Origin of the sequence: Flavobacterium sp., from assembly GCF_031537875.1 — a bacterium.
Classification (GTDB): domain Bacteria; phylum Bacteroidota; class Bacteroidia; order Flavobacteriales; family Flavobacteriaceae; genus Flavobacterium.
Window position 1 is genome coordinate 118733 of the sequence record NZ_JAVKNB010000010.1, and the last position, 24825, is coordinate 143557.

Below are 24825 nucleotides of genomic sequence, written 5' to 3' on the forward strand. Positions count from 1 at the left end.
TTCGAGTGATTTTTGTTAGAAAATCGTATCAAGAACAAGAAAATTTATTATCAAAAACGGTTCTCGATACATTTTTTGCTTCATTTCATTATGCAAAAAACACTCGAACTGACGTTTTTGATAATTTCATACAACGATTTTTAAATACGATTCTACTTTGGCTACTTTCAAACAAAAAATACATACCTATTATCTGCAATTAGTTCAAGATCGAATCGATGTCTTTCGGGATATGATTGTCGCTTTGACTGAAGATTCTAAAAACGATGCCAAAGGTTCGGCAGGTGATAAGCACGAAACGGCATTGTCGATGATGCACATCGAGCAGGAGAAAATCAATCACAAACTGGCAGAAGTACTCCAACAAAAAACGATCTTAGATAAAATAGACGCTTCAAAAGAATTGGATACTATTGCTTTAGGGAGTTTGGTCAAAGCCAATGGCATTTATTTGTATCTCAGTGTCGCATTGCCTAAAATTACTATAGAAGGAATTAACGTCATTGCCTTGTCGCCTCAATCGCCTTTAGGCGCTAAGTTAATGGGAAATCAAATTGGGTTTACTTTTGAAATCAATAGTACGCACTATTGTATTGAAAGTGTTGCGTAAAAACGTTAAGTTCAAAATTACTACCAACGCAGAACCTACACTTGTAAGGAAAAATAATTATATTTGAGAAATATAAAGCGAAACCAACTTGAACTAATCTACCCAATAATGGGTCTATATGCTAAAGTTTGTTACGCATATATACAAGTTATGTGATATATCCTTCCGAAACTGCTAAAAAGGAAAAACCGAAAGTATGAAGCCGAAAATAATGTACATAGAAAATAAATCTGAAGGACATAATGGTTCAGCTTGGATTGGTTACGCTGAATTCTCAAAGTCTGGACAAACAGTTTACTTCAACAATAAAGCGCTAAAGAAACTTAAAACTACTGGAATTAGTGGAAATCATTTTGACATTGAAACCGGCGAAGAATATTGGATTTCAGGGATTAAGAAAAACGGTGAAGATAGACACTGGGCTGGCGGTGGAAAAGTGATGCTCGACAAAGATTGCGTTGTAGAATATTTGAAGTTTATGGAGGCTGAATATGTTGACGAAAGAAAATATATCATAGTTGAAGTTCTGAAAACAGAAAAAAGTAGATTTAACGAAATTGAAAATTCAGAACTCGAAAGTGAAGACATAGAAAGATTAGCCTGGGACAGAAAGAAAAATGTAACTCTAAATAAAGCTACATCACATAACAGCCCCCGCTAACGCCCGATTTTTTGGGTGTATATACGAAAGTTTATTTTGCATATATACTCGTTAACTGTAAGCTTTAAGTACTATCATATGAAAATATTCATTCTTTTGTTGTCATTTCTTTTAGCCCAACAAATGTTAGGACAAAATATTGATTTTAAGAAAATCCAATACAATGGACTGAACTTTTATTCAACTAAAAATCAAATAATACAAAAGCTTGGAAGAGCTAAAAAAATATACAATCCGAACTACGAATGCGGGTTTTTATCAGATGAAGAACAAAACGATAAATATTTGACTTTAGATTATGGAAAAATAAAATTCACTGGTAATTCCAAAGAAAAATATCTTTTAGAGATGATTGATTTCAAAGATGAAACTGTGGTCGTTTTTTATGGAAAAATTAAACTAAATTATCAATCTACAGATGCTCAATTATCAAAAATATTTGGCATGAAAATCAAAGCTAATGGCTCGCGTTTAATTCCAAGTAATAATGGAGATGATGGAGTTAGAATTGAATTGAAAAAGGGAAAATTGACAAAAATAGAATATTGGTCTCCTTGTTGAAATAAAAGTCTGCTGCTAACCCCGCTACCGCACGAAATGAAATTCAGCGAAGCTAATCCCTTCCCCCGCTAACGCGCGAATCCTTTCGCGTGGTCAATAACTAATCCTGCTGCTCAAAGTCCTCCGACTTTGAGCCATTTTTTTACAGTTTTTAACTTTAAGTTTTGATTTTCCTTCTTTTTAATTACATTTTAATTATAAATAGTATTTTTTAGTTTAGTTTTATAACTAAAAATAGATTTTATGTTTTTCAATCGTAACTTTTAATCCATCTTTGCCGTATCAAAATAACAAAAAAGTAAATTGTAAGATTATGTGCGGAATATTAGCCATTATTGGAAAAGGAAAAGATGAGCAATTAGTTAGAGAACTTTCAAAAAGAATGACACACCGTGGTCCAGATGAAAGTGATTTACATATTACAGAGAATGGACATATTTTAAGTCACGAGCGTTTGTCAATTATTGACTTACATTCAGGACGTCAACCTATTCAAGGAACTTCAACTGCTTGGATGGTACATAATGGAGAGGTTTACAATCACCAATCGTTGAGAGATGGTGTTTTGAAAGGGCATACTTTCAGAACCAAATCCGATTCAGAAGTAATTGTTCATTTGTATGAAGAATTCAAATACGATTTCTGTAACATGTTAGATGGGGATTGGGCTTTTGTGGTAGTTGATGGTGATGATTTTATTGCCGGTAGAGATCCAATGGGAGTAAAACCATTGTATTATGGATTGGATGACAGAGGAAGAATCTACTTCGCTTCAGAAATGAAACCTATTGCTGATCAATGCAAAACATTCTCTACTTTTCCTCCAGGACACTATTATACACCAAACACTGGTTTTGTAAAATACTACCAACCAGAATACGAAGATTACACTAAAGCGGACCAAGATTTAGATTTAGATTTGATTAGAGAAACCTTGACTGAGGCTACTCGTAAACGTTTGATGAGTGATGTGCCAATTGGAGTATTGCTTTCAGGAGGTTTGGATTCGTCTTTAACATCTTCAATTGCGTCACGATTATTAAAAGAAAGTGGTAAAAAATTACATTCATTTTCTATTGGTTTAGATGCAGATGCGCCAGACGCTAAAGCGGCTAAAAAAGTAGCTGAATTTTTAGGTACAGAACACCACGAAGTACATTTTACGATTGAGCAAGGTATCGAAATCTTAGATAAATTGATTTGGCATCTAGAAACCTATGATGTGACTTCTATTCGTGCGAGTACACCAATGTATTTCTTGTCAAAAGCAATTACCGATATGGGAATCAAAGTAGTGCTTTCTGGAGAAGGAGCTGATGAAATTTTTGGAGGGTATTTGTATTTTAGAAATGCGCCAACAGTTGAGGATTTCCAAAAAGAAACCATTGAAAGAGTTCAAAAATTATTTACTGCCGACTTGTTAAGAGCGGATAAATCGACTATGGCTCACGGTTTAGAGGCAAGAGTTCCTTTCTTAGACAAAGCGTTCTTAGATATGGCAATTCGTATTAAAGCAGAAGAGAAAATGCCTAAGACTTACGAGGGTAGAGAGAAATATATTTTAAGAAAAGCATTTGATACACCTGACAATCCGTATTTACCAGATGAGGTATTGTGGAGACAAAAAGAGCAATTCTCTGATGGTGTGGGGTACAACTGGATTGATCAATTGATTGAGTACTGTTCTTCGCAAGTTACAGATGAGCAATTAGCGGGAGCAGAGGCTGAGTTTCCTTACAATACGCCAACGACTAAAGAAGCGTATTTCTACAGATCAATTTTCCATAAATACTATCCACAAGTAAGTGCGGCACAAACCGTAAGAAAATGGATTCCGAAATGGCAAGAAAATCAAGATCCAAGTGGACGAGCAAATGCGGCTCACGTTCAAGCGGATGTGCAGATTGCTAAATAATATTTATTAGATTAGTTCAAATTCTATTGATAAAAGACGTTTTTCGTAAGAAGAACGTCTTTTTTTGTTGAAAATATAAACAAATGTTGATAACTTAACATTTATAAAGGGTAATTTCTTTCTCAAATATCCCCTGTTTTTATATATTTGCTTGTTATACAATTTTACATTTTAGATTAAAAATATGAGTGAGGAAATTAACAAGAATAATTATTCAGCGGATAGTATTCAGGCATTAGAAGGAATGGAGCACGTAAGAATGCGTCCATCAATGTATATTGGAGATGTTGGAGTACGAGGATTGCATCATTTAGTGTATGAGGTGGTAGATAACTCCATCGATGAGGCTATGGGTGGTCATTGTGATACTATCAGTGTTTCGATCAATGAAGATGGGTCAATTTCTGTAGAAGATAATGGACGTGGTATTCCTGTAGGGATTCATAAAAAAGAAGGTGTTTCGGCTTTAGAGGTTGTAATGACTAAGATTGGTGCCGGAGGTAAATTTGATAAAGATTCGTATAAAGTTTCTGGAGGTTTGCACGGTGTAGGGGTTTCTTGTGTGAATGCATTGTCATCTCATTTAAGAGCTACAGTTCATAGTAGTGATGGAAAGATCTACGAACAAGAATATGAAAGAGGTAAAGCTTTGTATCCAGTAAAACAAATTGGAGATACTACTAAAAGAGGAACAATCGTTACTTTTTATCCAGATCCAACTATTTTTACGCAAACTACGGAGTATTCATACGAGACTTTGTCGGCGCGTATGCGTGAATTGTCTTTCTTGAACAAAGGAATAAAAATCACTTTCACAGATAAAAGAGAATTAGATAAAGACGGAAACTTCGTTTCAGAAGTGTTTCATTCTACTGAAGGATTGAAAGAGTACATTCGTTATTTAGATGGGAACCGTGAGCCAATTATTGCGCACGTAATTTCAATGGATCACGAAAAAGGAGAAATTCCAGTTGAGGTTGCTTTGATATACAATACAAGTTACTCAGAGAACATCTTTTCTTATGTAAATAACATTAATACACACGAAGGAGGGACGCATTTACAAGGTTTTAGAAGTGGTTTGACAAGAACACTGAAAAAATATGCGGATGCTTCTGGAATGTTAGATAAATTGAAATTCGAAATTGCTGGTGATGACTTCCGTGAAGGATTGACTGCAATTATCTCAGTAAAAGTTTCTGAGCCTCAGTTCGAAGGACAAACAAAAACAAAATTAGGGAATAGAGAAGTAGTTTCTCCTGTTAGTCAAGCGGTAGGAGAAATGTTGGAGAATTATTTGGAAGAAAATCCAAATGATGCTCGTATCATTATTCAGAAAGTTATTTTGGCTGCTCAAGCCCGTCATGCTGCTAAAAAAGCACGTGAAATGGTGCAGCGTAAAACCGTTATGGGTGGCGGTGGATTGCCAGGAAAATTATCCGATTGTTCTGAGCAAGATCCAGAAAAATGTGAAGTATATCTTGTCGAGGGAGATTCGGCAGGTGGTACTGCAAAACAAGGACGTGATCGAAACTTCCAAGCGATTTTGCCATTACGTGGTAAAATTCTGAATGTGGAAAAAGCAATGCATCACAAAGTTTTTGAAAGCGAAGAGATTCGAAATATTTTTACAGCTCTTGGGGTAACTGTTGGTACAGCAGAAGACAGTAAAGCGTTGAATATTGAGAAATTGCGTTACCATAAAGTAATTATTATGTGTGATGCCGATGTCGATGGAAGTCACATTGCTACCTTAATATTAACGTTCTTCTTTCGTTTTATGAGAGAATTAATCGAAAGAGGTCACGTGTATATTGCAGCACCTCCTTTATATTTGGTTAAAAAAGGAAATAAAAAAGAATATGCTTGGACAGAAGATCAACGCGATATTGCGAACGAAAGAATGGGAGGAAGTGCCGCTATTCAACGTTATAAAGGTCTTGGGGAGATGAATGCGGAACAATTGTGGGAAACTACAATGGATCCAAGTTTCAGAACTTTACGTCAAGTAACAATTGATAATATGGTTGAAGCCGACAGAGTTTTCTCTATGTTGATGGGAGATGAAGTTCCACCAAGAAGAGAATTTATCGAGAAAAATGCGGTTTATGCCAATATTGATGCGTAACTTAGGGCTTCATTCTAATTTTAGAAAATAAAATAATTTTTAAAATATAACAATATGAAAGTTACAATTGTAGGAGCAGGAAATGTGGGAGCAACCTGTGCTGATGTGATTTCTTATAGAGGAATTGCAAGCGAAGTAGTTTTATTGGATATCAAGGAAGGTTTTGCCGAAGGTAAAGCAATGGATATTATGCAATGTGCTACCAATACGGGTTTTAATACTAAAGTTGTTGGGGTAACCAATGATTACTCTAGAACAGCGAATAGCGACGTAGTAGTAATTACATCTGGAATTCCAAGAAAACCAGGTATGACTCGCGAGGAATTGATCGGTATTAATGCAGGGATTGTGAAAACAGTTGCTGAAAACGTATTAGCTCATTCTCCCAATACAATTGTAGTAGTAGTGTCAAATCCAATGGATACAATGACGTACTTGGCTTTGAAATCAACAGGTTTACCTAAAAACAGAATCATAGGAATGGGAGGTGCTTTAGATAGTTCTCGTTTCAGATACTATTTATCGCAAGCTTTGGACAAACCGTCTAATGATGTTTCGGCTATGGTTATTGGTGGTCATGGAGATACTACGATGATTCCTTTAACTCGTTTGGCTTCTTATAATGGTATTCCAGTTTCTGAATTTCTTTCGCAAGAAGCATTGGAAAAAGTAGCGGCATCAACTATGGTTGGAGGAGCTACTTTGACAGGTCTTTTAGGGACTTCAGCTTGGTATGCGCCAGGAGCTTCAGTAGCGTATTTGGTGGATAGTATTTTGAATGACCAAAAGAAAATGATAGCTTGTTCTGTTTTGTTAGAAGGAGAATACGGACAAAATGATATCTGTATCGGAGTTCCTTGTATTATTGGTAAAAACGGAGTGGAGCAAATCGTTGATATTACATTGAACGACGCAGAAAAAGCATTATTTGCTAAAAGTGCGGATGCAGTTAGAAATATGAATGCTGATTTAAAATCAGTTTTAGCATAATTTTTAAATATAAATTGAAAAGACTGCTTTTTTGCAGTCTTTTTTTTGATATTAATTGACAAATAAATTGGTTAATCTTAACCTTAAATTATATATTTGCTCGGTTTAAAAAAATAAGTATTGCTTTTCAAGCGGTTGAATGTTTTGAAAAGTAGTTTTAATCGCTGTTTTACAGTGATTTAAGTACAAATAAATATAAGAATAATTAATTTTTAGTAATAATGCAGAATAAAGGCCTCATTAAATTTTTCGCAATTCTATTTGCATTGGTAAGTATTTACCAACTTTCTTTCACTTTCGTAGCTAATAAAGTAGCAAGTGATGCTAAAGCTTTTGCAGGAGGAAATCCTGAAAAAGAGTTAAAATATTTAGATTCAATTGGTAAAGAAAAAGTCTTTAACCTTGGTTTTTCTGATTTTACTTTTAACGAAGTAAAAGACAAACAAATCAACAAAGGTCTTGACTTAGAAGGGGGAATCAACGTAATTCTTCAAGTGTCTGTAAAAGATATCTTGAAAGGATTATCAAACAACTCTAAAAATCCAGTTTTTAATAAGTCTTTAGCAGATGCAACGGCTAATCAAAAAGGAAATCAAACCTATATTGATGCTTTCTTTGAAGCTTTTGAGGCTAACTCAAAAGGGACTGTGAAATTAGCGTCGCCTGATATCTTTGCTAACAGAAATTTACAAGGAGAAGGTGGAGTTGATTTTCAAATGACTGATGCACAAGTTCAAAAGGTAATCAAAAGAAAAGTTGATGAGTCTGTAGAAAGTGCTTTTGGAGTATTGAGAAAACGTATCGATAAATTTGGGGTTACACAACCTAACATACAAAAATTAGGACAAACAGGAAGAATTCTTGTAGAACTTCCAGGTGCTAAGGATGTAGATAGAATTAAAAAATTATTGCAAAGTACCGCTCAATTAGAGTTTTGGGAAACCTATAAAGTTGAAGAAATTGGTAATTTCTTGATGGCTGCAAATGAGTCATTGAAAAAAACGGAAATCAATAAAGTAGCTCCTAAAAAAGTAGTTAAAGACTCATTGAGTTCTTTATTGGCAGATACTAAAGATTCAGCTGTAACTAAAAAAGGGAATAATCCTTTATTGGATAAAATTATTGGTCAAGGTGGTGGTCCAGTTTTGGGTCTTTTTGCACCAAAAGATACTGCTATTGTAGGTGGGTATTTGAGAAGAGCTGATATTAGAGTTTTATTAGCAGGTGATCAACGTTATGCTAAATTTGTTTGGGGTAAACCAACTAAAATTAAAGATGCTAAATCAAAAGAGATTGACGCTGTTGAATTATATGCTTTAAAAGGAAATAGAGATAATATTGCTGCGATGAGTGGTGGTGTAGTAACTGATGCAAGTGATACATTTGATCAATCAGGAAAACCAGCCGTTTCTATGCAAATGAACGGTAAAGGAGCTAAAGCATGGGAAGAATTAACAGGTAAAGCGTATACTCAAAAAAGTAATATTGCCATTGTTTTAGATAATGTAGTGTATTCTGCTCCAGGAGTTTCTAACGGACCAATTGCAGGAGGAAGATCTGAAATTTCAGGAAGTTTTGATTTGACTGAAACTAAAGATTTAGCCAATGTGTTGAAAGCGGGTAAATTACCTGCTTCAGCTGACATTATTCAATCAGAAGTAGTAGGACCATCTTTAGGTCAAGCAGCTATTGATGCAGGTACTATTTCTTCTGTTGTAGGATTCCTATTAGTTTGTTTATGGATGGTGTTCTATTATGGTAGAGCAGGTTGGTACGCTAATTTGGCTTTATTATTGAACTTATTGTTCTTATTCGGAATTATGGCAAGTTTTGGTTTTGTATTAACATTGCCAGGTATTGCAGGTATCGTTTTAACATTAGGTACAGCGGTTGATGCGAATATCATTATTTATGAAAGAGCAAAAGAAGAATTGCGTGATGGTAAATCATTATCAGAATCAGTTATTGCTTCTTACGGATGGAAAGGTGCTATGCGTTCTATTATTGATGCTAACGTAACGCACATTCTTACAGGTGCTATTTTGTTTACTTTCGGTACAGGATTAATTAAAGGTTTTGCCTTGACATTATTGATTGGTATTGTAACTTCATTGTTTACTTCGATCTTTATTGCAAGAATCTTTATCGATAGAAATATTGCTTCTAATAGCAACTTGACATTCTCAACTTCAATTACTAAAAATTGGTTTACTAATTTCCATTTTGACTTTATTAAAATTAAGAAATTCACTTATGTGTTTTCTTCAATAGTAGTTATTGTAAGTTTAGTTTCTATTTTCTTTGTAAATGGATTGGATCAAGGAGTAGATTTTGTTGGAGGTAGAACATTCCAAGTGAAATTTGAAAAACCAATCGATGCGACTAAAGTGGCTGAAGAATTATCAAAAGAATTTGGAACTACAGTAGAAGCTAAAATATTTGGTTCTGATGATCAATTGAAAATCACGACTAAATACAAAATCACTGAAGAAGGTGTTGATGTAGATAAAGAAGTAAACGAAAAATTATACAAAGGTTTACAACACTACTATACTAACAGTTCGTATGAAAAATTCATCAACTCGTATGATGGTAAAACAGTAGGTGTGTTGCAAGCTTCAAAAGTAGGAGCTTCTATCTCTGAAGACATTAAAACTAACTCGTATTGGGCAGTTTTAGGTGCAATGGCAGTAATCTTTTTATACTTAATGATTTCATTCCGTAAATGGCAGTATTCATTAGGAGCGATTGCAGCGGTAGCGCATGACGTAATATTTGTATTAGGAATTTACTCTTTATGTTATAAATTCATGCCTTTCCACATGGAAATGGACCAACACTTTATTGCGGCTATCTTAACAGTTATTGGTTACTCAATGAATGATACCGTAATTGTATTTGATAGAATTAGAGAGTTTATCATGGGTAAACGTAAAGGAAGTTTTGAAGAAATTGTAAATGCGTCTATTAATACTACTTTATCTAGAACATTGAATACTTCATTAATGATGATCTTAGTATTGTTAACTATGTTTGTTTTTGGAGGAGAGTCAATCAGAGGATTTATCTTTGCTATGTTGGTAGGTATTGTAGTAGGAACCTATTCTTCATTATTTATCGCAACTCCAGTATTGGTAGATACCATCTCAAGATCAGATAAAAATCAAATTGAAAAAGAGCACAAAGAAGCTTAATTTTAAATTGTATTGTATATTCAAAAGGATTCAACGAAAGTTGGATCCTTTTTTTATAAAACAAATTTGAATACTTTATTTGTTTATTTTTGATAAATAAATTAGTAGACACATGAAAAAAATAATTGTAACGTTACTTATGTCATCAACAATAGCCTCTTTTGGTCAACAACAAAACAAATATCCTTTAACAAGAAAAGGAGATAAAATCGATGTCTATTTTGAAACCCAAGTAGCCGATCCATACCGTTGGTTAGAAGATGATAGATCACAAGAAACCGCCGACTGGGTCAAAGCTCAAAATCAAGTAACTTTTGATTATTTAGCTAAAATTCCATTTCGAGATGCGATTAAACAACGCATGGAAAAATTATGGAATTACGAAAAGGTATCTGCACCATTCAAAGAGGGTAAATATACCTATTACTACAAAAATAATGGTTTGCAAAATCAATCGGTTTTGTATCGAAAAGATGCTTCTGGAAAGGAAGAATTGTTTTTGGATCCTAACACATTTTCAAAAGACGCTACTACGTCATTAGATGCCGTAAGTTTTTCTAAAGACGGGTCGTTATGTGCGTATTCTATTTCTGAAGCAGGAAGCGATTGGCGAAAAGTCATTTTCATTAATGCTGAAACTAAACAAAATATTGCTGATCAATTGATAGATGTAAAATTCAGCGGATTGTCATGGAAAGGAAATGAAGGAGTCTATTATTCTAGTTATGACAAACCAAAGGGAAGTGAATTGTCAGCCAAGACAGACCAACATAAATTGTATTTCCATCGACTAGGGACTAGTCAATCCGATGATCAATTGATTTTTGGCGACAAAGAAAAGCGCCGCTATGTAGGAGGAAGTGTTTCTGAAGACAATCATTATTTGTTTATCACGGCCGCTAATTCTACTTCTGGAAACGAATTATATGTACAAGACCTAACACAACCCAACTCGGAAATCAAATCCATTCATTCTGGTTTTGAATACGATGTACATGTTTTAGATAACGTGGGGACTCAATTGTATTTGATTACTAATTTAGGTGCGCCAAACAAACGAATTGTAATCGTTGATGTCAATGCTCCTTCGGTATCCAACTGGAAAGATTGTATTGCTGAAACAGAACAGGTACTTTCGCCTTCTACAGGTGCAGGATTTATCTTTGCCAATTACATGAAAGATGCTGTTTCTGTAGTAAAACAATTTGATTACAAAGGTACATTAGTTCGCGAAATTCAATTACCAGGATTAGGAACCGCGACAGGTTTTAGTGGTAAGAATGAAGATGAAGTTTTGTATTTTTCGTTTACCAATAATGTGACGCCAACAACTACCTACCAATTTATACCTACTGAAGGAAAGTCATCTATTTATGTCCAACCTAAAGTTGATTTTATAAGTGATAATTACACGTCAAAGCAAGTGTTTTATACCTCTAAGGATGGGACTAAAGTTCCGATGATTATCACTTATAAAAAAGGAACTCCTTTAAATGGAAAGAATCCAACTATTCTGTATGGTTATGGTGGATTTAATATCAGTTTGACACCTTCTTTTAGTATTGCCAATGCAGTTTGGTTGGAAATGGGTGGAATCTATGCCGTTGCTAATTTAAGAGGTGGTGGCGAATATGGAAAAAAATGGCACGATGCAGGAACCAAAATACAAAAGCAAAACGTTTTTGATGATTTTATCGCTGCTGCAGAATATTTAATTGCTCAAAAATATACTTCATCAGATTTCTTAGCTATAAAAGGTGGCTCTAACGGAGGTTTATTGGTTGGAGCAACCATGACGCAACGACCAGATTTAATGAAAGTAGCGTTGCCTGCAGTGGGCGTCATGGACATGTTACGTTACCATACTTTCACGGCAGGTGCTGGTTGGGCGTACGATTATGGAACTGCGGAAGATTCGAAAACTATGTTTGACTATATCAAAGGCTATTCGCCAGTGCATAATGTGAAAGCCGGTGTAAAATACCCTGCTACATTAGTTACCACAGGAGATCATGACGATAGGGTAGTGCCAGCGCATAGTTTTAAATTTGCGGCGGAGTTGCAAGCCAAACAAGCTGGAGCTAATCCAGTGTTAATCCGAATAGAGACCAATGCGGGTCATGGAGCAGGAAAGCCTGTCTCTAAGACTATTGAAGAAGCGGCTGATTTACAAGCCTTCACTTTGTATAATATGGGAATTCAATCGTTGCCAATAAAATAATTGAACTGTATAAAAAGAGGGACTATATTCTATTAGAATTTAAAATTTTAACCATTAAGAAATTAAGCTAATTAAATCTTAATGGAACTTAATTTCTTAATGGTTTTACTTTTGAAGTTTCTCTTTTTGTGAAAGAATTATGTGAAAATAATTCTCATTTAGTGATGAAGCTAAAAGTAAAAAGGCTATCCAAATTGAGTGGACAGCCTTTTTTATTTATTAAAATCCAGTTTTGTTTACTATTATTCTTTGATTTGTTTGGCTGTTAACACAAAGTAGAAGCCAGTCAAAATAAATGGAATACTTAACCATTGTCCTGTAGATAACAATCCTAAAGCGCTTTCAAATCCGCCTTGACTTTCTTTAACGGATTCTACTACAATTCGAACCGAGAATAATAATACTAAAAACAAACCAAATAAATAACCTGATTTCTTTCTAGCTTCGGTTTTCCAATACAAGAAAAACAAAATGGCAAAAACAAAAATATAGCAGAAGGCTTCGTATAATTGGGTTGGGTGTTTAGCAGGAACTTGCTCTAAAAGGGTAGCAAATTTTGGATCCGTTGCAATGGCTTTATAAGCTTCGTTCGGATCTGGAATTTGAGTAGCGTTCACCGCATCTCTTGGACTGAAATAATCTCTAATGAATTTAATTCCAAAAGAGGATGTAGTTTCTTTTCCTATAATTTCTGAATTAAAAAAATTACCGATTCGGACAAAAATTGCCCCACTTGCTACAGGAATAACAATACGGTCTAAAATCCATAATTGTGGTTTTTGCAAAATATTTTTACTGTAAAAATACATGGCTAATATGATTCCGATAGCTGCACCATGACTCGCTAAACCTTGAAATCCTGTAAAATGAAAACTAGGTTCGAATTTAACGGGCAAAAAGATTTCTAATAAATTATTTCTGAAATACTCCCAATCGTAAAAGAAAACGTGTCCTAAGCGTGCGCCAGCTAAAGTAGCCAGCACCGTCCAAATGAATAATGAATCTAATTTTTCAATGGTTTCGCCTTCGCGAACAAAAATATGTTTCATGATGTACCACCCCAATCCAAAGGCAATTACAAACATTAAACTGTAATAGCGAATCATGAAAAAACCTAAATCAATTCCTTCTGATGGATTCCAAACTAGAGCTGAAGCGTGTGTCATTTGTATTTTTTATTTAGCGTAAAAATAAAGATTTAATTGGGTTTATACTTTGTGTTGGCATTTTTTTGGAGGAACGGGATCATAGCCACTTCTGCCCCAAGGATGGCAGCTCAAAATACGTTTAGTACCTAGAAATAAGCCGTAAACTAATCCATGCGTTTTTAGTGCTTCGAGCATATAGGACGAACACGTAGGTTCAAATCGACAGGCAGCTGGAGTAAATGGTGATATAGCCACTTGGTAAAAGCGCACCAACATCAAAAAAGGAAAAATGAGTATCTTAGAAAACATATCGTATTTTTTGAATGAGTCGCAAAACCAACAGTCGTATTACAAACTGAACGTAGTTCCTTCTTTACCGTCTTTTAATTGAATACCCAAAGCCAATAATTGGTCTCTAATTTGGTCAGACAAAGCAAAATTTTTGTTTTCTCTTGCTTGTTTACGCATTTCGATAAGCAAGTTTACCGTACCTTCTAATTTGTCATTGTTTCCATCGGCCACTTTCTCGTCTTCTAAACCTAAAACATCAAAAACAAATCCATTCATTGCAGTTGCAAAAGTTTTTAAACCTTCGGCAGTCAAGGTCTCTTTCCCTTCTTTTAGCACATTCACAAAGCGAACACCTTCAAACAATTGTGCAATTAAAATAGGCGTGTTGAAATCGTCGTTCATGGCATCATAACACCATTGCTTCCATTCGGCAATATTCAATGTGCTTTGAGGAGCTTTCTGAATAGAGTCTAAACTACTCATCGCTTCCATCAAACGTTTGTATCCTTTTTCAGCTGCTACAATAGCATCATCAGAGAAATCCAAAATACTTCTGTAATGGGCTTGTAACATAAAGAAACGCGTCACCGAAGCTGAAAAAGCCTTACTCAAAATCGTATTTTCACCCGTCAAAATTTCTCTTGGTAAAATATTATTTCCAGTTGATTTTGCCATCTTTTTGCCATTCAGTGTTAACATATTGGCGTGCAGCCAATAATTAACAGGAGTTTGACCTGTACAAGCTTCATTTTGTGCAATCTCACATTCGTGATGCGGAAATTTCAAATCCATTCCGCCACCGTGAATATCAAAATGATTGCCTAAATATTTGGTACTCATAGCAGTACATTCTAAGTGCCAACCTGGAAAACCATCGCTCCAAGGCGAAGGCCAACGCATAATGTGTTGCGGTTCAGCTTTTTTCCACAAAGCAAAATCTTGCGGATTTCGTTTATCAGATTGACCATCTAAATCACGAGTATTGGCTAACATATCTTCTATATTTCGCCCACTCAAACGCCCGTAATGGTTGGTTTCGTTAAATTTTACAACATCAAAATATACTGATCCATTGGCTTCATAACCAATTCCCGTTTCAATAATTTTTTTGATGATTTCGATTTGTTCAATAATATGTCCTGTAGCTGTAGGTTCAATACTGGGCGGTAAAAAATTAAAAGCACCTAAAATTTCATGAAAATCTACCGTGTAGCGTTGCACTACTTCCATCGGTTCCAGTTGTTCCAAACGTGCTTTTTTAGCAATTTTATCTTCGCCTTCATCCACATCGTCCACAATATGGCCTACATCTGTAATGTTTCGCACATAACGCACTTTGTAATCCAAATGTTGGAAATACCTAAAAATCACGTCAAACGACATAAAAGTTCTCAGGTTCCCTAAATGTACATTGCTATACACGGTAGGTCCGCAAACATACATCCCAACATTTCCTTCGTGAATAGGGGTAAAAACTTCTTTTTCTCCCGAAAGAGAATTGTATATTTTTAGTTGTTGACTTTTATATAATGGCATTTTTATATTTTTTAGGAGCTGTGTCCTGCTAATCGCTTTATCTTTCCTGCCAAACTCCGGAAGTAAAGGATGCCGCTTTTATCAGGGCTAGGTTTTTCGGTTACTAAAGTCGTTTATTACTTTAAAATCGAGTTTCGAGTTTGATATAATCTAAAAATTCTCTTTTGGTTTGAGCTTCTTTGAATTTACCACCAAATTCTGAAGTCACAGTGCTACTTTCGATGTCGCCAATCCCTCTCGAATTTACGCATAAATGTTTGGCATCAATCACACAAGCTACGTCTTCAGTGCCCAAAGCCATTTGTAATTCTTGTACAATTTGCATGGTTAAACGCTCTTGAACTTGTGGTCTTTTAGCGTAATATTCTACAATACGGTTCATTTTAGAAAGACCAATTACGGTTCCATTCGAAATGTAGGCTACATGTGCTCTTCCAATGATAGGTAGTAAGTGGTGTTCGCAAGTAGAATAAACGGTAATGTTTTTTTCTACTAGCATTTCGCCGTATTTGTAGTTGTTGTCAAACGTAGAAGCTCTAGGTTTTTTAGCAGGATTCAACCCACCAAAAATCTCTTTGACAAACATTTTAGCCACTCGGTTAGGAGTTCCTTTTAAGCTGTCATCGGTCAAATCCATACCCAAAGTGGTAAGGATATTTTCCACGTCTTTTTTTATTCTTTCAATTTTTTCGTCGTCAGCAATAGCAAAAGCATCATCCCTAAGCGGATTTTTTGCGTTGGTACTAATATGATTGTTTCCTATTTCGTCTTGAAATTCTTCGTTGTTTATCATCAAAGCTATTGTTATAATGGGTATGTCAATTCAAGCGGTAAAGATAATTAATAAAATGCAAAATAGCATAGTTAAAAAGTGGATATGAATTCTTTATGATTCAAGAAGAAAATAGGGAGTGGTCAACCTATTCTGATTAGTTCAGTGGGACCAGTAATTATTGAATGGTGAAATTGATTTTACGTCCAAGTCCTAGTTCAATAAGTTTGAATAAGGTAGAGAGTTGAATATCGCTATGTCCATTTTCAATTCGTGATATAAAACTTTTTTTTGCACCAATTTTTTCTGCAAGTTGCTCTTGAGTTAAATTAGCTAATTTACGTTCTTCTTTTATTAATTCTCCAATGGCTAAAGATTTTGCTTTGATTTCAAAATCAGTTCTTTCTTTGGTGCCTACTTTTCCGTATCTTTTATCAAGATGTTGGGAGAAAGTTCTTGTGTTTTTATCTTTTGGTTCCATTATTCAACTCTTTTTGTTCGTTAAAATAGTCCTCCATTATTTTTTTTGCTTTATTTAATTCTTTTGGAGGCGTTTTTTGTGTTTTTTTCTGAAAACCATTAAATAAGATGATTAGATTTCCTTTGTCAAAACAACAGAATATTCTGTAAATGTTACTCTCGTATTCTACTCGAATTTCAAAAAGTCCTTTACTCCCTTCAATACTTTTAAAAAATTTGGATGGAATACGCTCTAAAACACTTATCATATACAGCACTTCGTCAATTTTAACCTTAGCATTATCGTTTAAGGTTTCAAAAAAATCGTCAAAGTATTCTTTGTAAAAATGAATTTCTCTACTTATTTTTAACGCGCAAAGTTAACTAATTATGGAACAATATCGAGATAAAAAGTATAAATATTTTGTAGTAAACAAGAATTGATTAAAGTTGTTTTTTATTAGAATTGGGTTCCATTCTAAATGCTACAAAATTTAAGATAATTCCAATAGGGAATAAACCACCAGCAATCAGATTCATTCTTCCTGATTCGGGATATTGAACCATTAAAAATACCGAAATTAGAATGATTAGTAAACTTGTGATATAAATAGTGTTTTTCATAATGAGTTGATTTTGTTGACTCTTTTAAATGAGTTGGTAAGTTGTATGTAATATACAATTCCAAAAATTACAACCAAAATAAGTTTTATAATTTCATCATTAGTTTGGTTTTTCTCGATGTTGCCATTTAGAGCAGCCATTATAATTCCAAAAGGAATAGCCACTAAAAAAGCATATACAAATAATCGTATGCCTGCAACAAAAGACAGTGAAGTATACCGTTTTAAATAGTCTTTTTGGCCTCCTTTTGCATTGATTGTATAGGTTGCCTTTATTCCAACTATGGTTATAACTAATGTAATAATAAATTCTAAAAAATGCAACCAATCATTGGTGTGTTCTTTTACTCCGACGTAGGTAAAAAATGTAAATAGTACCGAGGTGTACAACAAATAGTCGAAACTCTCTTTGTCGGTTAGTTCGTCGTTAATTAATTTTCTTTCTACTTCTTTAATGTTAAACCAAGTCATAATAATAGATTTAGGGGGTTAGTTTGTAAATGAATGGGTAATTATTTTAAAGTTTTACAATGGTTTAGGTTGTGTTTTTTGATTTATTAAAATTTTAAACCTGAAGTGTTAAATTCTAAAATTTGATTCCCATTTTGATGCAATGGTATTTGTATCAATACTTTTTTTGACATTTTTAGTTTTTTCAAAAATTTAGTTCTGTTTTCTACAAAAATTGTTTCTGAGGAATTGTCAGATGGTGTTATATAAGAAAAAGTTATTTGTTTGCCATCATCAAATCGAGCTTTAAAATATTCGTTTTCATATCCTCCATATATTTGACCTTTCATTATAGAAATAAGTATATCTATTTCTCCATCCATTCTTCTAACAGTTAACGTTCCGTAATTTACTCCTTCATAAGGAAAACTTAAATCTAAACTTTCATTGCTCTGTACACTACAAAATTTATCTTTTGAGCTAGTCATTTTATTGATCTTGGTTTCATATTTCCATCCATTAATTTCTTCTTTGTATGCTTTTTTTTCAGCTTCTTTCATTATTGAATTTTTTATGCTGTCTATTTGTTGTTGTTCTTCAAATGTGTATTTTTTTTCAGTTTGTTTACAGCTCAACAATGATAACATCAATATTCCTAAAATTGTTTTTTTCATATTTACTTAATTTAATAATTACTGATTCTATTTCTTTTCTTACAAAGCGTTTATTTGTTTTTAACTTTAAGCTAAATTTGTGTTTATACTTTTATTACTTATAATAATGTTTATCAGATTGATTTTAAATTATAATATAATTTGGTAAGTTGTAATTTGTTTTTAACCATATGTAATATTCTTTTTTGAATTCAGGATTTAGGTGCCTTAAAATTTGTTTTCCTGTATTAGATAAACCATAAAATGCGGGTAAATCTATTTTGAAATTAGTTTCATGAGTAGGCTTATATTGAATAATTTTTCCTAAATAATTCAATTCAAAATTCTTTTTTTCAGGATTATCTATACTTATGGACATTTCATTAGGTAAAAAAAGTCCTAAATTCTGTAATGTTTGTAAGCTTCCGAAATCAATACCTAGTAAATGCAAAAAGGGTTTTATACTTTCCGGTAATGAAAATATTATTTTGGGTATTTGATTTGAGTTAATACATAATGAGCACATTGTTTCAAATAGTTCTAATTCATTCTTTCCAAGCATTTTTAATGATTGAAGAGTACTTATGGAATATGTCCCGGGTTGGTTATATTCACCTGCGATAATTTTTGCTATTAATTCTTGCATATCTTCATTAGAAATTGTTTTTGCATGTTCAATAGCATTCCAAAAGAAGTCATTGTTAATTTCTATTTCGTTTTGTTTATTTTGGTCTATGTATTTTGCGCTTTTTTTAGCCGTATCAATTAGATTAGTTGTATGCCTAAGGTTTTCTATGTACTGCATTCCAACAATACCGCTTTCCTTTGCTTTTTGATATTCATCATGTATGAGCTTCTTCCTAACTTCTCCTTCTGCTGCCCAGATGCTAATTCGAAATCCAATTAGTTTGTCAATAATTGTTGTGAAAAATGGAGTGTTAGCAACTTTTGATGCATTGTCAATAGCTGAAGTAAAAGATACTGGGTCCGTCATATTTATGTTAGTTTTTTTAGGTCTATAATTATGTTAGTCCAAAATAAAACGCACAAAAACATTCCATTTATTGGACTATAAATTTTACCTCTTTACTGAAAAAAAACTAATGACGGAAACGCCATTAGGTTGCACTTACTTTGTGGGGTGTATAAGTGTGGGAGTCTATTACAAGACTAAGTCAAATATAACAGAATTATTTTACAAATAAGTCATTAGTGACTATTTTTTACCAAGATTAAAAAAAACTCGTCCCGAAGGGTCGGGAAACGTTTTTAATCTTGGTATAGTATTTTAAATTTGATTTTTGAAATTGCTATTTACCTCGCATTATATGCAGGAATCGCTTCTTTCAATACGGCTACGGCACGAACCAAATCTTCTTTTTTCAATACGTAGGCAATACGTACTTGGTTCAATCCCATTCCTGGAGTAGAGTAAAATCCACCAGCTGGGGCAACCATTACGGTTTCGCCGTTCAAATTGTAACTTTCTAAAAGCCATTGCGCAAAATCATCGGTGTTGTCCACGGGTAATTCAGCGATGCAATAGAAAGCCGCTTTAGGAGTGCTTACTTTTACTCCCTCAATTTTTTGCAATTCGGCAATTAAAGTGTCTCTTCGGTCTCTGTATTCAGAAATCACTTCGTCAAAATAACTTTGAGGAGTGTCAATAGCTGCTTCACAAGCAATTTGCTCAATAGTAGGAGGACAAAGTCGGGCTTGTGCAAATTTCATTGCTGCAGCAATTACTTCTTGGTTTTTAGTAACCATACAGCCAATTCGAGCGCCACACATACTGTAACGTTTCGAAACGGAGTCAATCATGATGACATTTTGTTCTACATCTTTCAAATTCATTACGGAATAATGAATATCGTCTCCATAAATGAATTCACGGTACACTTCATCGGCAATTAAGAATAAATCGTGTTTTTTTACTAATTCACCCAATTGAAGAATTTCCGATTCGGAATACAAATAACCGGTTGGGTTATTTGGGTTACAAATCAAGATTGCTTTGGATTTAGGTGTAATTAATTTTTCAAAATCAGCAATGGAAGGCAATTCAAATCCCGTTTCAAAACCCGAATTAACCGGAACTACTTTAGCAGCAGATTCTGCAGCAAAAGCGCTGTAATTGGCATAAAATGGCTCAGGAATAATCAACTCGTCTTCGGGGTCCATAATACTTCCTAAAGCAAATAATAAGGCTTCAGAACCACCTGTGGTAATTAAAATATCTTCGGTATTGACGTTTACATTTTGGTTGGTATAGAATTGGGCTAACTTTTTTCGGTAGCTTTCATAACCGGCAGAAGGACCGTATTCGATTACGTCTAAATCAATATTTTTGATAGCATTAATAGCTATAGCAGGACTTTTGATGTCGGGTTGTCCAATATTTAAATGGTACACTTTATGTCCTTTTTTCTTTGCCATATCAGCAAAGGGAGCCAACTTTCTAATTGGCGATTCTGGCATGGAGTGTCCTCGGGTGGATAATTTTGGCATGTGTTTAATCTTGAATTGCAAATTTGCAATTTTTTTTCTTAAGTTATTGTAATAAGTCGTTGTATTTGCTCATAAAAACACCTTAAAATGTTATATTTTTAAGTACTTGTGTGGTTAAAATGGAATTTTATTAATGCGAATACCAAAGTAATTTAAAAAGAAAAACGCCTTTTGATTTCAAAAGGCGTTCTCTAATTGGTAGGGTAAAAAGTACTTACTCAGTTACTTCTCCTTTGATTTTTAGAGCAATCCTCCCGCCTTCGTAATTGGCGGCATTTGTTTCTACGGTTATTGTTTTACGAATAGGTCCTATGGCCATATTGTATTTGACTTCGATTTTTCCTTTTTTACCTGGAAGAATTGGCCCTTCAGGTTTTGAAGGAATCAAACAGCCACAAGTTGAAAGAACATTGGTTATTATTAAAGGAGCATCTCCAGTATTGGTAAACTCAAAAACACGAATACCAGAATCACTAGCCTTAGTTACTTTTCCGTAATCAATCGTGTTTTCTTTAGCTGAAAATTCAATTTTGGCAGATTGCGAAAAACTGATGTTGCTAAACAATGTGAATAGGAGGAGGGCGATTATTTTTTGCATTTTCAAAAATGATTTAATTGTTTAGTAAAGTTAGTTTCTTTTATTTACTCTACAAATTTTTATTTCGCTTTTTATAGTGTACTTAATTATTTACTTTTGTTGCTTATTTGGCTCACAAAATGTAGGCCAAATGACAAAGTGTTATTTCTGATTTTGATACTACATTGCATTCAATTTATAAATAACCCAAAATAACGATTAAACGAATTTACTATACAATGACAATTCCTGCACAATTCGAAGCCAAAACGATTGAACAAAAATGGTACGACTACTGGATGAAAAATAATTATTTTCATTCAGAACCCGACCATAGAACGCCTTATACGATTGTAATTCCTCCACCCAATGTAACTGGAGTGTTGCACATGGGACATATGTTGAACAATACTATTCAAGATGTGTTGATTCGTAGAGCGCGTTTGAAAGGTTTGAATGCGTGTTGGGTACCAGGAACGGATCATGCTTCTATTGCTACCGAAGCCAAAGTAGTGGCCAAATTAAAAGCCGAAGGAATCAATAAAAATGATTTGACTCGCGAGGAATTTTTGGCACACGCTTGGGAATGGACGGACAAATATGGCGGAGTGATTTTGGACCAATTGAAAAAACTAGGAGCTTCCTGTGACTGGGAGCGAACTAAGTTCACTATGGATCCAGATATGTCAGCGTCTGTAATTCGTTCGTTTGTGGATTTGTATAACAAAGGATTGATTTATCGCGGGTACCGAATGGTCAACTGGGATCCAGAAGCAAAAACGACTTTGTCTGACGAAGAAGTAATTTACGTAGAGCAACAAGGGAAATTGTATTTCCTTAATTATAAAATCGAAGGAAGCGAAGACTTCTTGACAGTGGCAACCACACGTCCTGAAACTATTTTTGGTGATACTGCCATCTGTATTAACCCGAACGACGAGCGTTTTGCTCATTTGAAAGATAAAAAAGCAATTGTGCCTATTTGTGGTAGAGTAGTACCAATTATTGAAGACGAATATGTAGATGTGGAATTCGGTACGGGTTGTTTGAAAGTGACGCCTGCTCACGATATGAATGACAAAACCTTGGGCGAAAAACACAATTTAGAAATCATCGATATTTTTAATGAAGATGCTACTTTGAATAGTTTTGGTTTGCATTACCAAGGGCAAGATCGTTTTGTGGTTCGTGAGGCAATTGCCAAAGAATTAGAAACGGTTGGTGCATTGGCTAAAACGGAAATTCACTTAAATAAAGTGGGAACTTCGGAGCGTACCAAAGCGGTAATCGAACCTCGTTTGTCTGACCAGTGGTTCTTGAAAATGGAGGATTTGGTAAAACCAGCCATCAAAGCGGTTTTGGAAGATGGCGAAATCAAATTACACCCTAAACGTTTTGATAATACCTATGCGCATTGGTTAAATAACATTCGCGATTGGAATATTTCGCGACAATTGTGGTGGGGACAACAAATTCCAGCCTATTACTATGGAGACGGAAAAGAAGATTTTGTAGTTGCCGAAACGATCGAAGATGCTCTTGAATTAGCAAAACAAAGAACCAACAACCCACAACTGACAGCCGATAAACTTACACAAGATGTTGATGCTTTAGATACTTGGTTTTCTTCTTGGTTGTGGCCAATGGCAGTTTTTGGCGGTATTATGAATCCTGAAAACGAAGATTTTAAGTACTATTATCCAACGAATGATTTGGTTACAGGTCCAGATATTTTGTTTTTCTGGGTAGCGCGAATGATAATTGCAGGTTACGAATACACAGGTAAAAAGCCATTTACAAATGTGTATTTAACGGGTTTAGTTCGTGATAAACAACGACGTAAAATGTCTAAATCATTAGGAAATTCTCCTGATCCTTTGGACTTGATTGATAAATTTGGTGCGGATGGTGTTCGTGTAGGCTTGTTGTTGAGTGCTTCGGCAGGAAACGATATTATGTTTGACGAAGAATTGTGTAACCAAGGAAAAGCGTTTACCAATAAAATTTGGAATGCTTTCAAATTGATTAAAGGTTGGGAAGTTTCGGATGCTATTCCGCAACCCGAATCGTCTAAAGTTGCGATTGAATGGTATGAAGCCAAATTGCAACAAACCCTTTTGGAAATTGAAGATAATTTTGAAAAATATAGAATTTCAGATGCTTTGATGGGTATCTACAAACTCGTTTGGGACGATTTTTGTTCTTGGTTTTTAGAAATGATTAAACCAGGGTACCAACAACCTATTGATAGTGTTACTTTGGCGAAAGCCATTGAAATGTTGGAAAACAACTTGAAATTATTGCATCCATTTATGCCGTTCTTAACCGAAGAAATTTGGCAGTTATTGGCTGAAAGAACCAAAGAAGAAGCGTTGATTGTTTCGACTTGGCCAACAATGAAACCATTTAATGCGAGTTTGATTACTGATTTTGATAACACAATTGAGGTGATTTCGGGCATTAGAACGATTCGTAAAGACAAAAATATTCCATTCAAAGATACGATTGAGTTGAAAGTGGTGAATAACGACAAAGCTTCGACTTATTTTGATACGGTAGTAAGCAAGTTAGGTAATATCAGTGCATTGGATTATGTATCTGATAAAGTGGAGGGTGCGTTGTCTTTCCGTGTAAAATCAAACGAGTATTTTATTCCAATTACCGGAAATATTAATGTAGAAGAAGAAATTGCCAAATTGACTGAAGAGTTGAACTATACCAAAGGATTCTTAAAATCAGTGCAAGGTAAATTATCAAATGAAAAATTTGTGGCTGGTGCGCCAGAAAAAGTAATCGAAATGGAACGCAAGAAAGAAGCGGATGCTTTGGCAAAAATTGCAACGATTGAGCAAAGTTTGGTTGGCTTGAAATAGCTTCTGACTTTTAAATAAAAAAATCCCGTTCTAATATAGAACGGGATTTTTTTTGTGAATTATATTTAAAACTAACTCAATAAAAATAAGAATATCAAAGGGAAAATAATTCCAGCAACAGCTAGTTTCCAACCGCGTTGTTTCCAACTGAATTTACCCGCTTTGATCATAATAGTTCCTGTTAAAGCAATTGTAATTAAGCTTATTGCAAAAATGTCTGAATAGTAAATCCAGAAGTTCGAATTGCTTTTATGTAATTCTACAATATGATTGATAAAAGGTGTTTTAGCAAAACTTGAAATTTCTCCTTTACCGGTTGCTAAGTCAAATTCGACATCATTTTTTTCAAACGATACTTGGAATTTTCCGTCTTTTACTCGAGATCTTCTGAACTCATCTTCAATGCCTAATTTTTTACCTAAGTCTTTAGCAAAATCTTCGGTTAATAAGGCTTCTTCTTTTGGAAGGGCATAGGTTACAGCTTTAGTCGAAACGGTATATTTCTCAGGATGCCAAGTTTTTCTGTGGTTTTGAATAATTCCTGAAAGGGCAAAAGAAACAATTAAGCCGATGTAAAAATAGCCTAAATCACGGTGTAAGTTTCTCCAATTGATTTTTTTCATAGTATATGTTTTTTGGTTTATATATAGACTAA

At 34.3% G+C, this 24825-nt stretch carries 22 protein-coding genes; 9 read left to right on the plus strand and 13 right to left on the minus strand.

The window, feature by feature from the left end; all coding sequences use genetic code 11:
• The first annotated feature begins 157 nt into the window (after positions 1–157).
• The 8 genes from RMR09_RS05725 (at position 158) to RMR09_RS05760 (ending at position 12280) form a co-directional block, all read left to right on the plus strand.
• Positions 158–610: a hypothetical protein gene (locus RMR09_RS05725; protein ID WP_310594839.1), complete on the plus strand. Its 453-nt coding sequence runs from the start codon at positions 158–160 to the stop codon at positions 608–610.
• Between the two features lie 196 nt (positions 611–806).
• Entirely contained in the window at positions 807–1271 is a 465-nt protein-coding gene (locus RMR09_RS05730; RefSeq protein ID WP_310594840.1) for a hypothetical protein, read from the plus strand.
• A 78-nt stretch (positions 1272–1349) separates the two neighbouring features.
• Complete coding sequence (locus tag RMR09_RS05735) at positions 1350–1832, plus strand: hypothetical protein (RefSeq protein WP_310594841.1); 483 nt, start codon at positions 1350–1352, stop codon at positions 1830–1832.
• A gap of 313 nt (positions 1833–2145) precedes the next feature.
• On the plus strand, positions 2146–3747 hold the full coding sequence (gene asnB / locus RMR09_RS05740) for an asparagine synthase B (RefSeq protein ID WP_310594842.1): 1602 nt from the start codon (positions 2146–2148) through the stop codon (positions 3745–3747).
• Between the two features lie 184 nt (positions 3748–3931).
• Positions 3932–5875 (plus strand): DNA topoisomerase (ATP-hydrolyzing) subunit B, encoded by a 1944-nt coding sequence (gene gyrB, locus RMR09_RS05745; protein WP_310594843.1) that lies wholly within the window; start codon positions 3932–3934, stop codon positions 5873–5875.
• Positions 5876–5929: 54 nt separating this feature from the next.
• Positions 5930–6865, plus strand: a complete 936-nt coding sequence (gene mdh, locus RMR09_RS05750) for a malate dehydrogenase (RefSeq protein WP_310594844.1) — start codon at positions 5930–5932, stop codon at positions 6863–6865.
• Positions 6866–7086: 221 nt separating this feature from the next.
• The gene (gene secDF / locus RMR09_RS05755; RefSeq protein ID WP_310594845.1) at positions 7087–10059 is read left to right on the plus strand and encodes a protein translocase subunit SecDF; all 2973 of its coding nucleotides are present in this window, start codon (positions 7087–7089) and stop codon (positions 10057–10059) included.
• 112 nt (positions 10060–10171) lie between these two features.
• Positions 10172–12280: a prolyl oligopeptidase family serine peptidase gene (locus tag RMR09_RS05760; RefSeq protein ID WP_310594846.1), complete on the plus strand. Its 2109-nt coding sequence runs from the start codon at positions 10172–10174 to the stop codon at positions 12278–12280.
• Positions 12281–12522: 242 nt separating this feature from the next.
• Here the strand turns inward: RMR09_RS05760 and lgt are convergent, their stop codons facing one another.
• The 12 genes from lgt to RMR09_RS05820 all read right to left on the minus strand — a co-directional run bounded on the left by lgt (position 12523) and on the right by RMR09_RS05820 (position 21318).
• A complete protein-coding gene (lgt, locus tag RMR09_RS05765) occupies positions 12523–13446 on the minus strand; it encodes a prolipoprotein diacylglyceryl transferase (protein WP_310594847.1) in 924 nt (307 codons plus the stop codon).
• A gap of 42 nt (positions 13447–13488) precedes the next feature.
• Positions 13489–13737, minus strand: a complete 249-nt coding sequence (gene yidD / locus RMR09_RS05770) for a membrane protein insertion efficiency factor YidD (RefSeq protein ID WP_310594848.1) — start codon at positions 13735–13737, stop codon at positions 13489–13491.
• 39 nt (positions 13738–13776) lie between these two features.
• Positions 13777–15255, minus strand: coding sequence for a cysteine--tRNA ligase (gene cysS / locus RMR09_RS05775; protein ID WP_310594849.1), 1479 nt, complete (start codon positions 15253–15255; stop codon positions 13777–13779).
• Positions 15256–15376: 121 nt separating this feature from the next.
• Positions 15377–16048, minus strand: coding sequence for a GTP cyclohydrolase I FolE (gene folE / locus RMR09_RS05780; protein ID WP_310594850.1), 672 nt, complete (start codon positions 16046–16048; stop codon positions 15377–15379).
• Positions 16049–16205: 157 nt separating this feature from the next.
• The gene (locus RMR09_RS05785) at positions 16206–16508 is read right to left on the minus strand and encodes a helix-turn-helix transcriptional regulator (RefSeq protein WP_310594851.1); all 303 of its coding nucleotides are present in this window, start codon (positions 16506–16508) and stop codon (positions 16206–16208) included.
• Positions 16492–16851 carry a type II toxin-antitoxin system RelE/ParE family toxin gene (locus RMR09_RS05790; RefSeq protein WP_310595131.1) on the minus strand — a complete coding sequence of 120 codons (360 nt, stop codon included), beginning with the start codon at positions 16849–16851 and terminating at the stop codon, positions 16492–16494. The genes RMR09_RS05785 and RMR09_RS05790 overlap by 17 nt, the downstream gene beginning before the upstream one ends.
• A gap of 79 nt (positions 16852–16930) precedes the next feature.
• The gene (locus RMR09_RS05795) at positions 16931–17110 is read right to left on the minus strand and encodes a hypothetical protein (protein WP_310594852.1); all 180 of its coding nucleotides are present in this window, start codon (positions 17108–17110) and stop codon (positions 16931–16933) included.
• Complete coding sequence (locus tag RMR09_RS05800; protein ID WP_310594853.1) at positions 17107–17580, minus strand: hypothetical protein; 474 nt, start codon at positions 17578–17580, stop codon at positions 17107–17109. Before RMR09_RS05800 ends, RMR09_RS05795 begins: the two co-directional genes overlap by 4 nt.
• Positions 17581–17666: 86 nt before the next feature.
• Positions 17667–18233 carry a hypothetical protein gene (locus RMR09_RS05805; protein WP_310594854.1) on the minus strand — a complete coding sequence of 189 codons (567 nt, stop codon included), beginning with the start codon at positions 18231–18233 and terminating at the stop codon, positions 17667–17669.
• Between the two features lie 124 nt (positions 18234–18357).
• A complete protein-coding gene (locus tag RMR09_RS05810) occupies positions 18358–19206 on the minus strand; it encodes a DUF2806 domain-containing protein (RefSeq protein ID WP_310594855.1) in 849 nt (282 codons plus the stop codon).
• A gap of 320 nt (positions 19207–19526) precedes the next feature.
• Positions 19527–20720 (minus strand): pyridoxal phosphate-dependent aminotransferase, encoded by a 1194-nt coding sequence (locus tag RMR09_RS05815; RefSeq protein ID WP_310594856.1) that lies wholly within the window; start codon positions 20718–20720, stop codon positions 19527–19529.
• 214 nt (positions 20721–20934) lie between these two features.
• Positions 20935–21318, minus strand: coding sequence for a DUF1573 domain-containing protein (locus RMR09_RS05820; protein ID WP_310594857.1), 384 nt, complete (start codon positions 21316–21318; stop codon positions 20935–20937).
• A 218-nt stretch (positions 21319–21536) separates the two neighbouring features.
• Here RMR09_RS05820 and RMR09_RS05825 point away from each other — a divergent pair, with 218 nt between their 5' ends.
• The gene (locus RMR09_RS05825; protein ID WP_310594858.1) at positions 21537–24170 is read left to right on the plus strand and encodes a valine--tRNA ligase; all 2634 of its coding nucleotides are present in this window, start codon (positions 21537–21539) and stop codon (positions 24168–24170) included.
• 71 nt (positions 24171–24241) lie between these two features.
• Here the strand turns inward: RMR09_RS05825 and RMR09_RS05830 are convergent, their stop codons facing one another.
• The gene (locus RMR09_RS05830) at positions 24242–24793 is read right to left on the minus strand and encodes a PepSY-associated TM helix domain-containing protein (RefSeq protein WP_310594859.1); all 552 of its coding nucleotides are present in this window, start codon (positions 24791–24793) and stop codon (positions 24242–24244) included.
• Positions 24794–24825 lie beyond the last annotated feature (32 nt).

Excerpts from the sequence above, each read along its gene's own strand:
- RMR09_RS05825 (WP_310594858.1), top strand. The coding sequence starts at position 21,537 with ATGACAATTCCTGCACAATTCGAAGCCAAAACGATTGAACAAAAATGG.
- asnB (WP_310594842.1), top strand. The coding sequence starts at position 2,146 with ATGTGCGGAATATTAGCCATTATTGGAAAAGGAAAAGATGAGCAATTA.
- RMR09_RS05805 (WP_310594854.1), bottom strand. The coding sequence starts at position 18,233 with ATGAAAAAAACAATTTTAGGAATATTGATGTTATCATTGTTGAGCTGT.
- RMR09_RS05785 (WP_310594851.1), bottom strand. The coding sequence starts at position 16,508 with ATGGAACCAAAAGATAAAAACACAAGAACTTTCTCCCAACATCTTGAT.
- yidD (WP_310594848.1), bottom strand. The coding sequence starts at position 13,737 with ATGTTTTCTAAGATACTCATTTTTCCTTTTTTGATGTTGGTGCGCTTT.
- RMR09_RS05730 (WP_310594840.1), top strand. The coding sequence starts at position 807 with ATGAAGCCGAAAATAATGTACATAGAAAATAAATCTGAAGGACATAAT.
- cysS (WP_310594849.1), bottom strand. The coding sequence starts at position 15,255 with ATGCCATTATATAAAAGTCAACAACTAAAAATATACAATTCTCTTTCG.
- RMR09_RS05830 (WP_310594859.1), bottom strand. The coding sequence starts at position 24,793 with ATGAAAAAAATCAATTGGAGAAACTTACACCGTGATTTAGGCTATTTT.
- RMR09_RS05810 (WP_310594855.1), bottom strand. The coding sequence starts at position 19,206 with ATGACGGACCCAGTATCTTTTACTTCAGCTATTGACAATGCATCAAAA.
- lgt (WP_310594847.1), bottom strand. The coding sequence starts at position 13,446 with ATGACACACGCTTCAGCTCTAGTTTGGAATCCATCAGAAGGAATTGAT.
- RMR09_RS05760 (WP_310594846.1), top strand. The coding sequence starts at position 10,172 with ATGAAAAAAATAATTGTAACGTTACTTATGTCATCAACAATAGCCTCT.
- secDF (WP_310594845.1), top strand. The coding sequence starts at position 7,087 with ATGCAGAATAAAGGCCTCATTAAATTTTTCGCAATTCTATTTGCATTG.
- RMR09_RS05815 (WP_310594856.1), bottom strand. The coding sequence starts at position 20,720 with ATGCCAAAATTATCCACCCGAGGACACTCCATGCCAGAATCGCCAATT.
- RMR09_RS05800 (WP_310594853.1), bottom strand. The coding sequence starts at position 17,580 with ATGACTTGGTTTAACATTAAAGAAGTAGAAAGAAAATTAATTAACGAC.
- RMR09_RS05735 (WP_310594841.1), top strand. The coding sequence starts at position 1,350 with ATGAAAATATTCATTCTTTTGTTGTCATTTCTTTTAGCCCAACAAATG.
- gyrB (WP_310594843.1), top strand. The coding sequence starts at position 3,932 with ATGAGTGAGGAAATTAACAAGAATAATTATTCAGCGGATAGTATTCAG.
- RMR09_RS05795 (WP_310594852.1), bottom strand. The coding sequence starts at position 17,110 with ATGAAAAACACTATTTATATCACAAGTTTACTAATCATTCTAATTTCG.
- folE (WP_310594850.1), bottom strand. The coding sequence starts at position 16,048 with ATGATAAACAACGAAGAATTTCAAGACGAAATAGGAAACAATCATATT.
- mdh (WP_310594844.1), top strand. The coding sequence starts at position 5,930 with ATGAAAGTTACAATTGTAGGAGCAGGAAATGTGGGAGCAACCTGTGCT.
- RMR09_RS05820 (WP_310594857.1), bottom strand. The coding sequence starts at position 21,318 with ATGCAAAAAATAATCGCCCTCCTCCTATTCACATTGTTTAGCAACATC.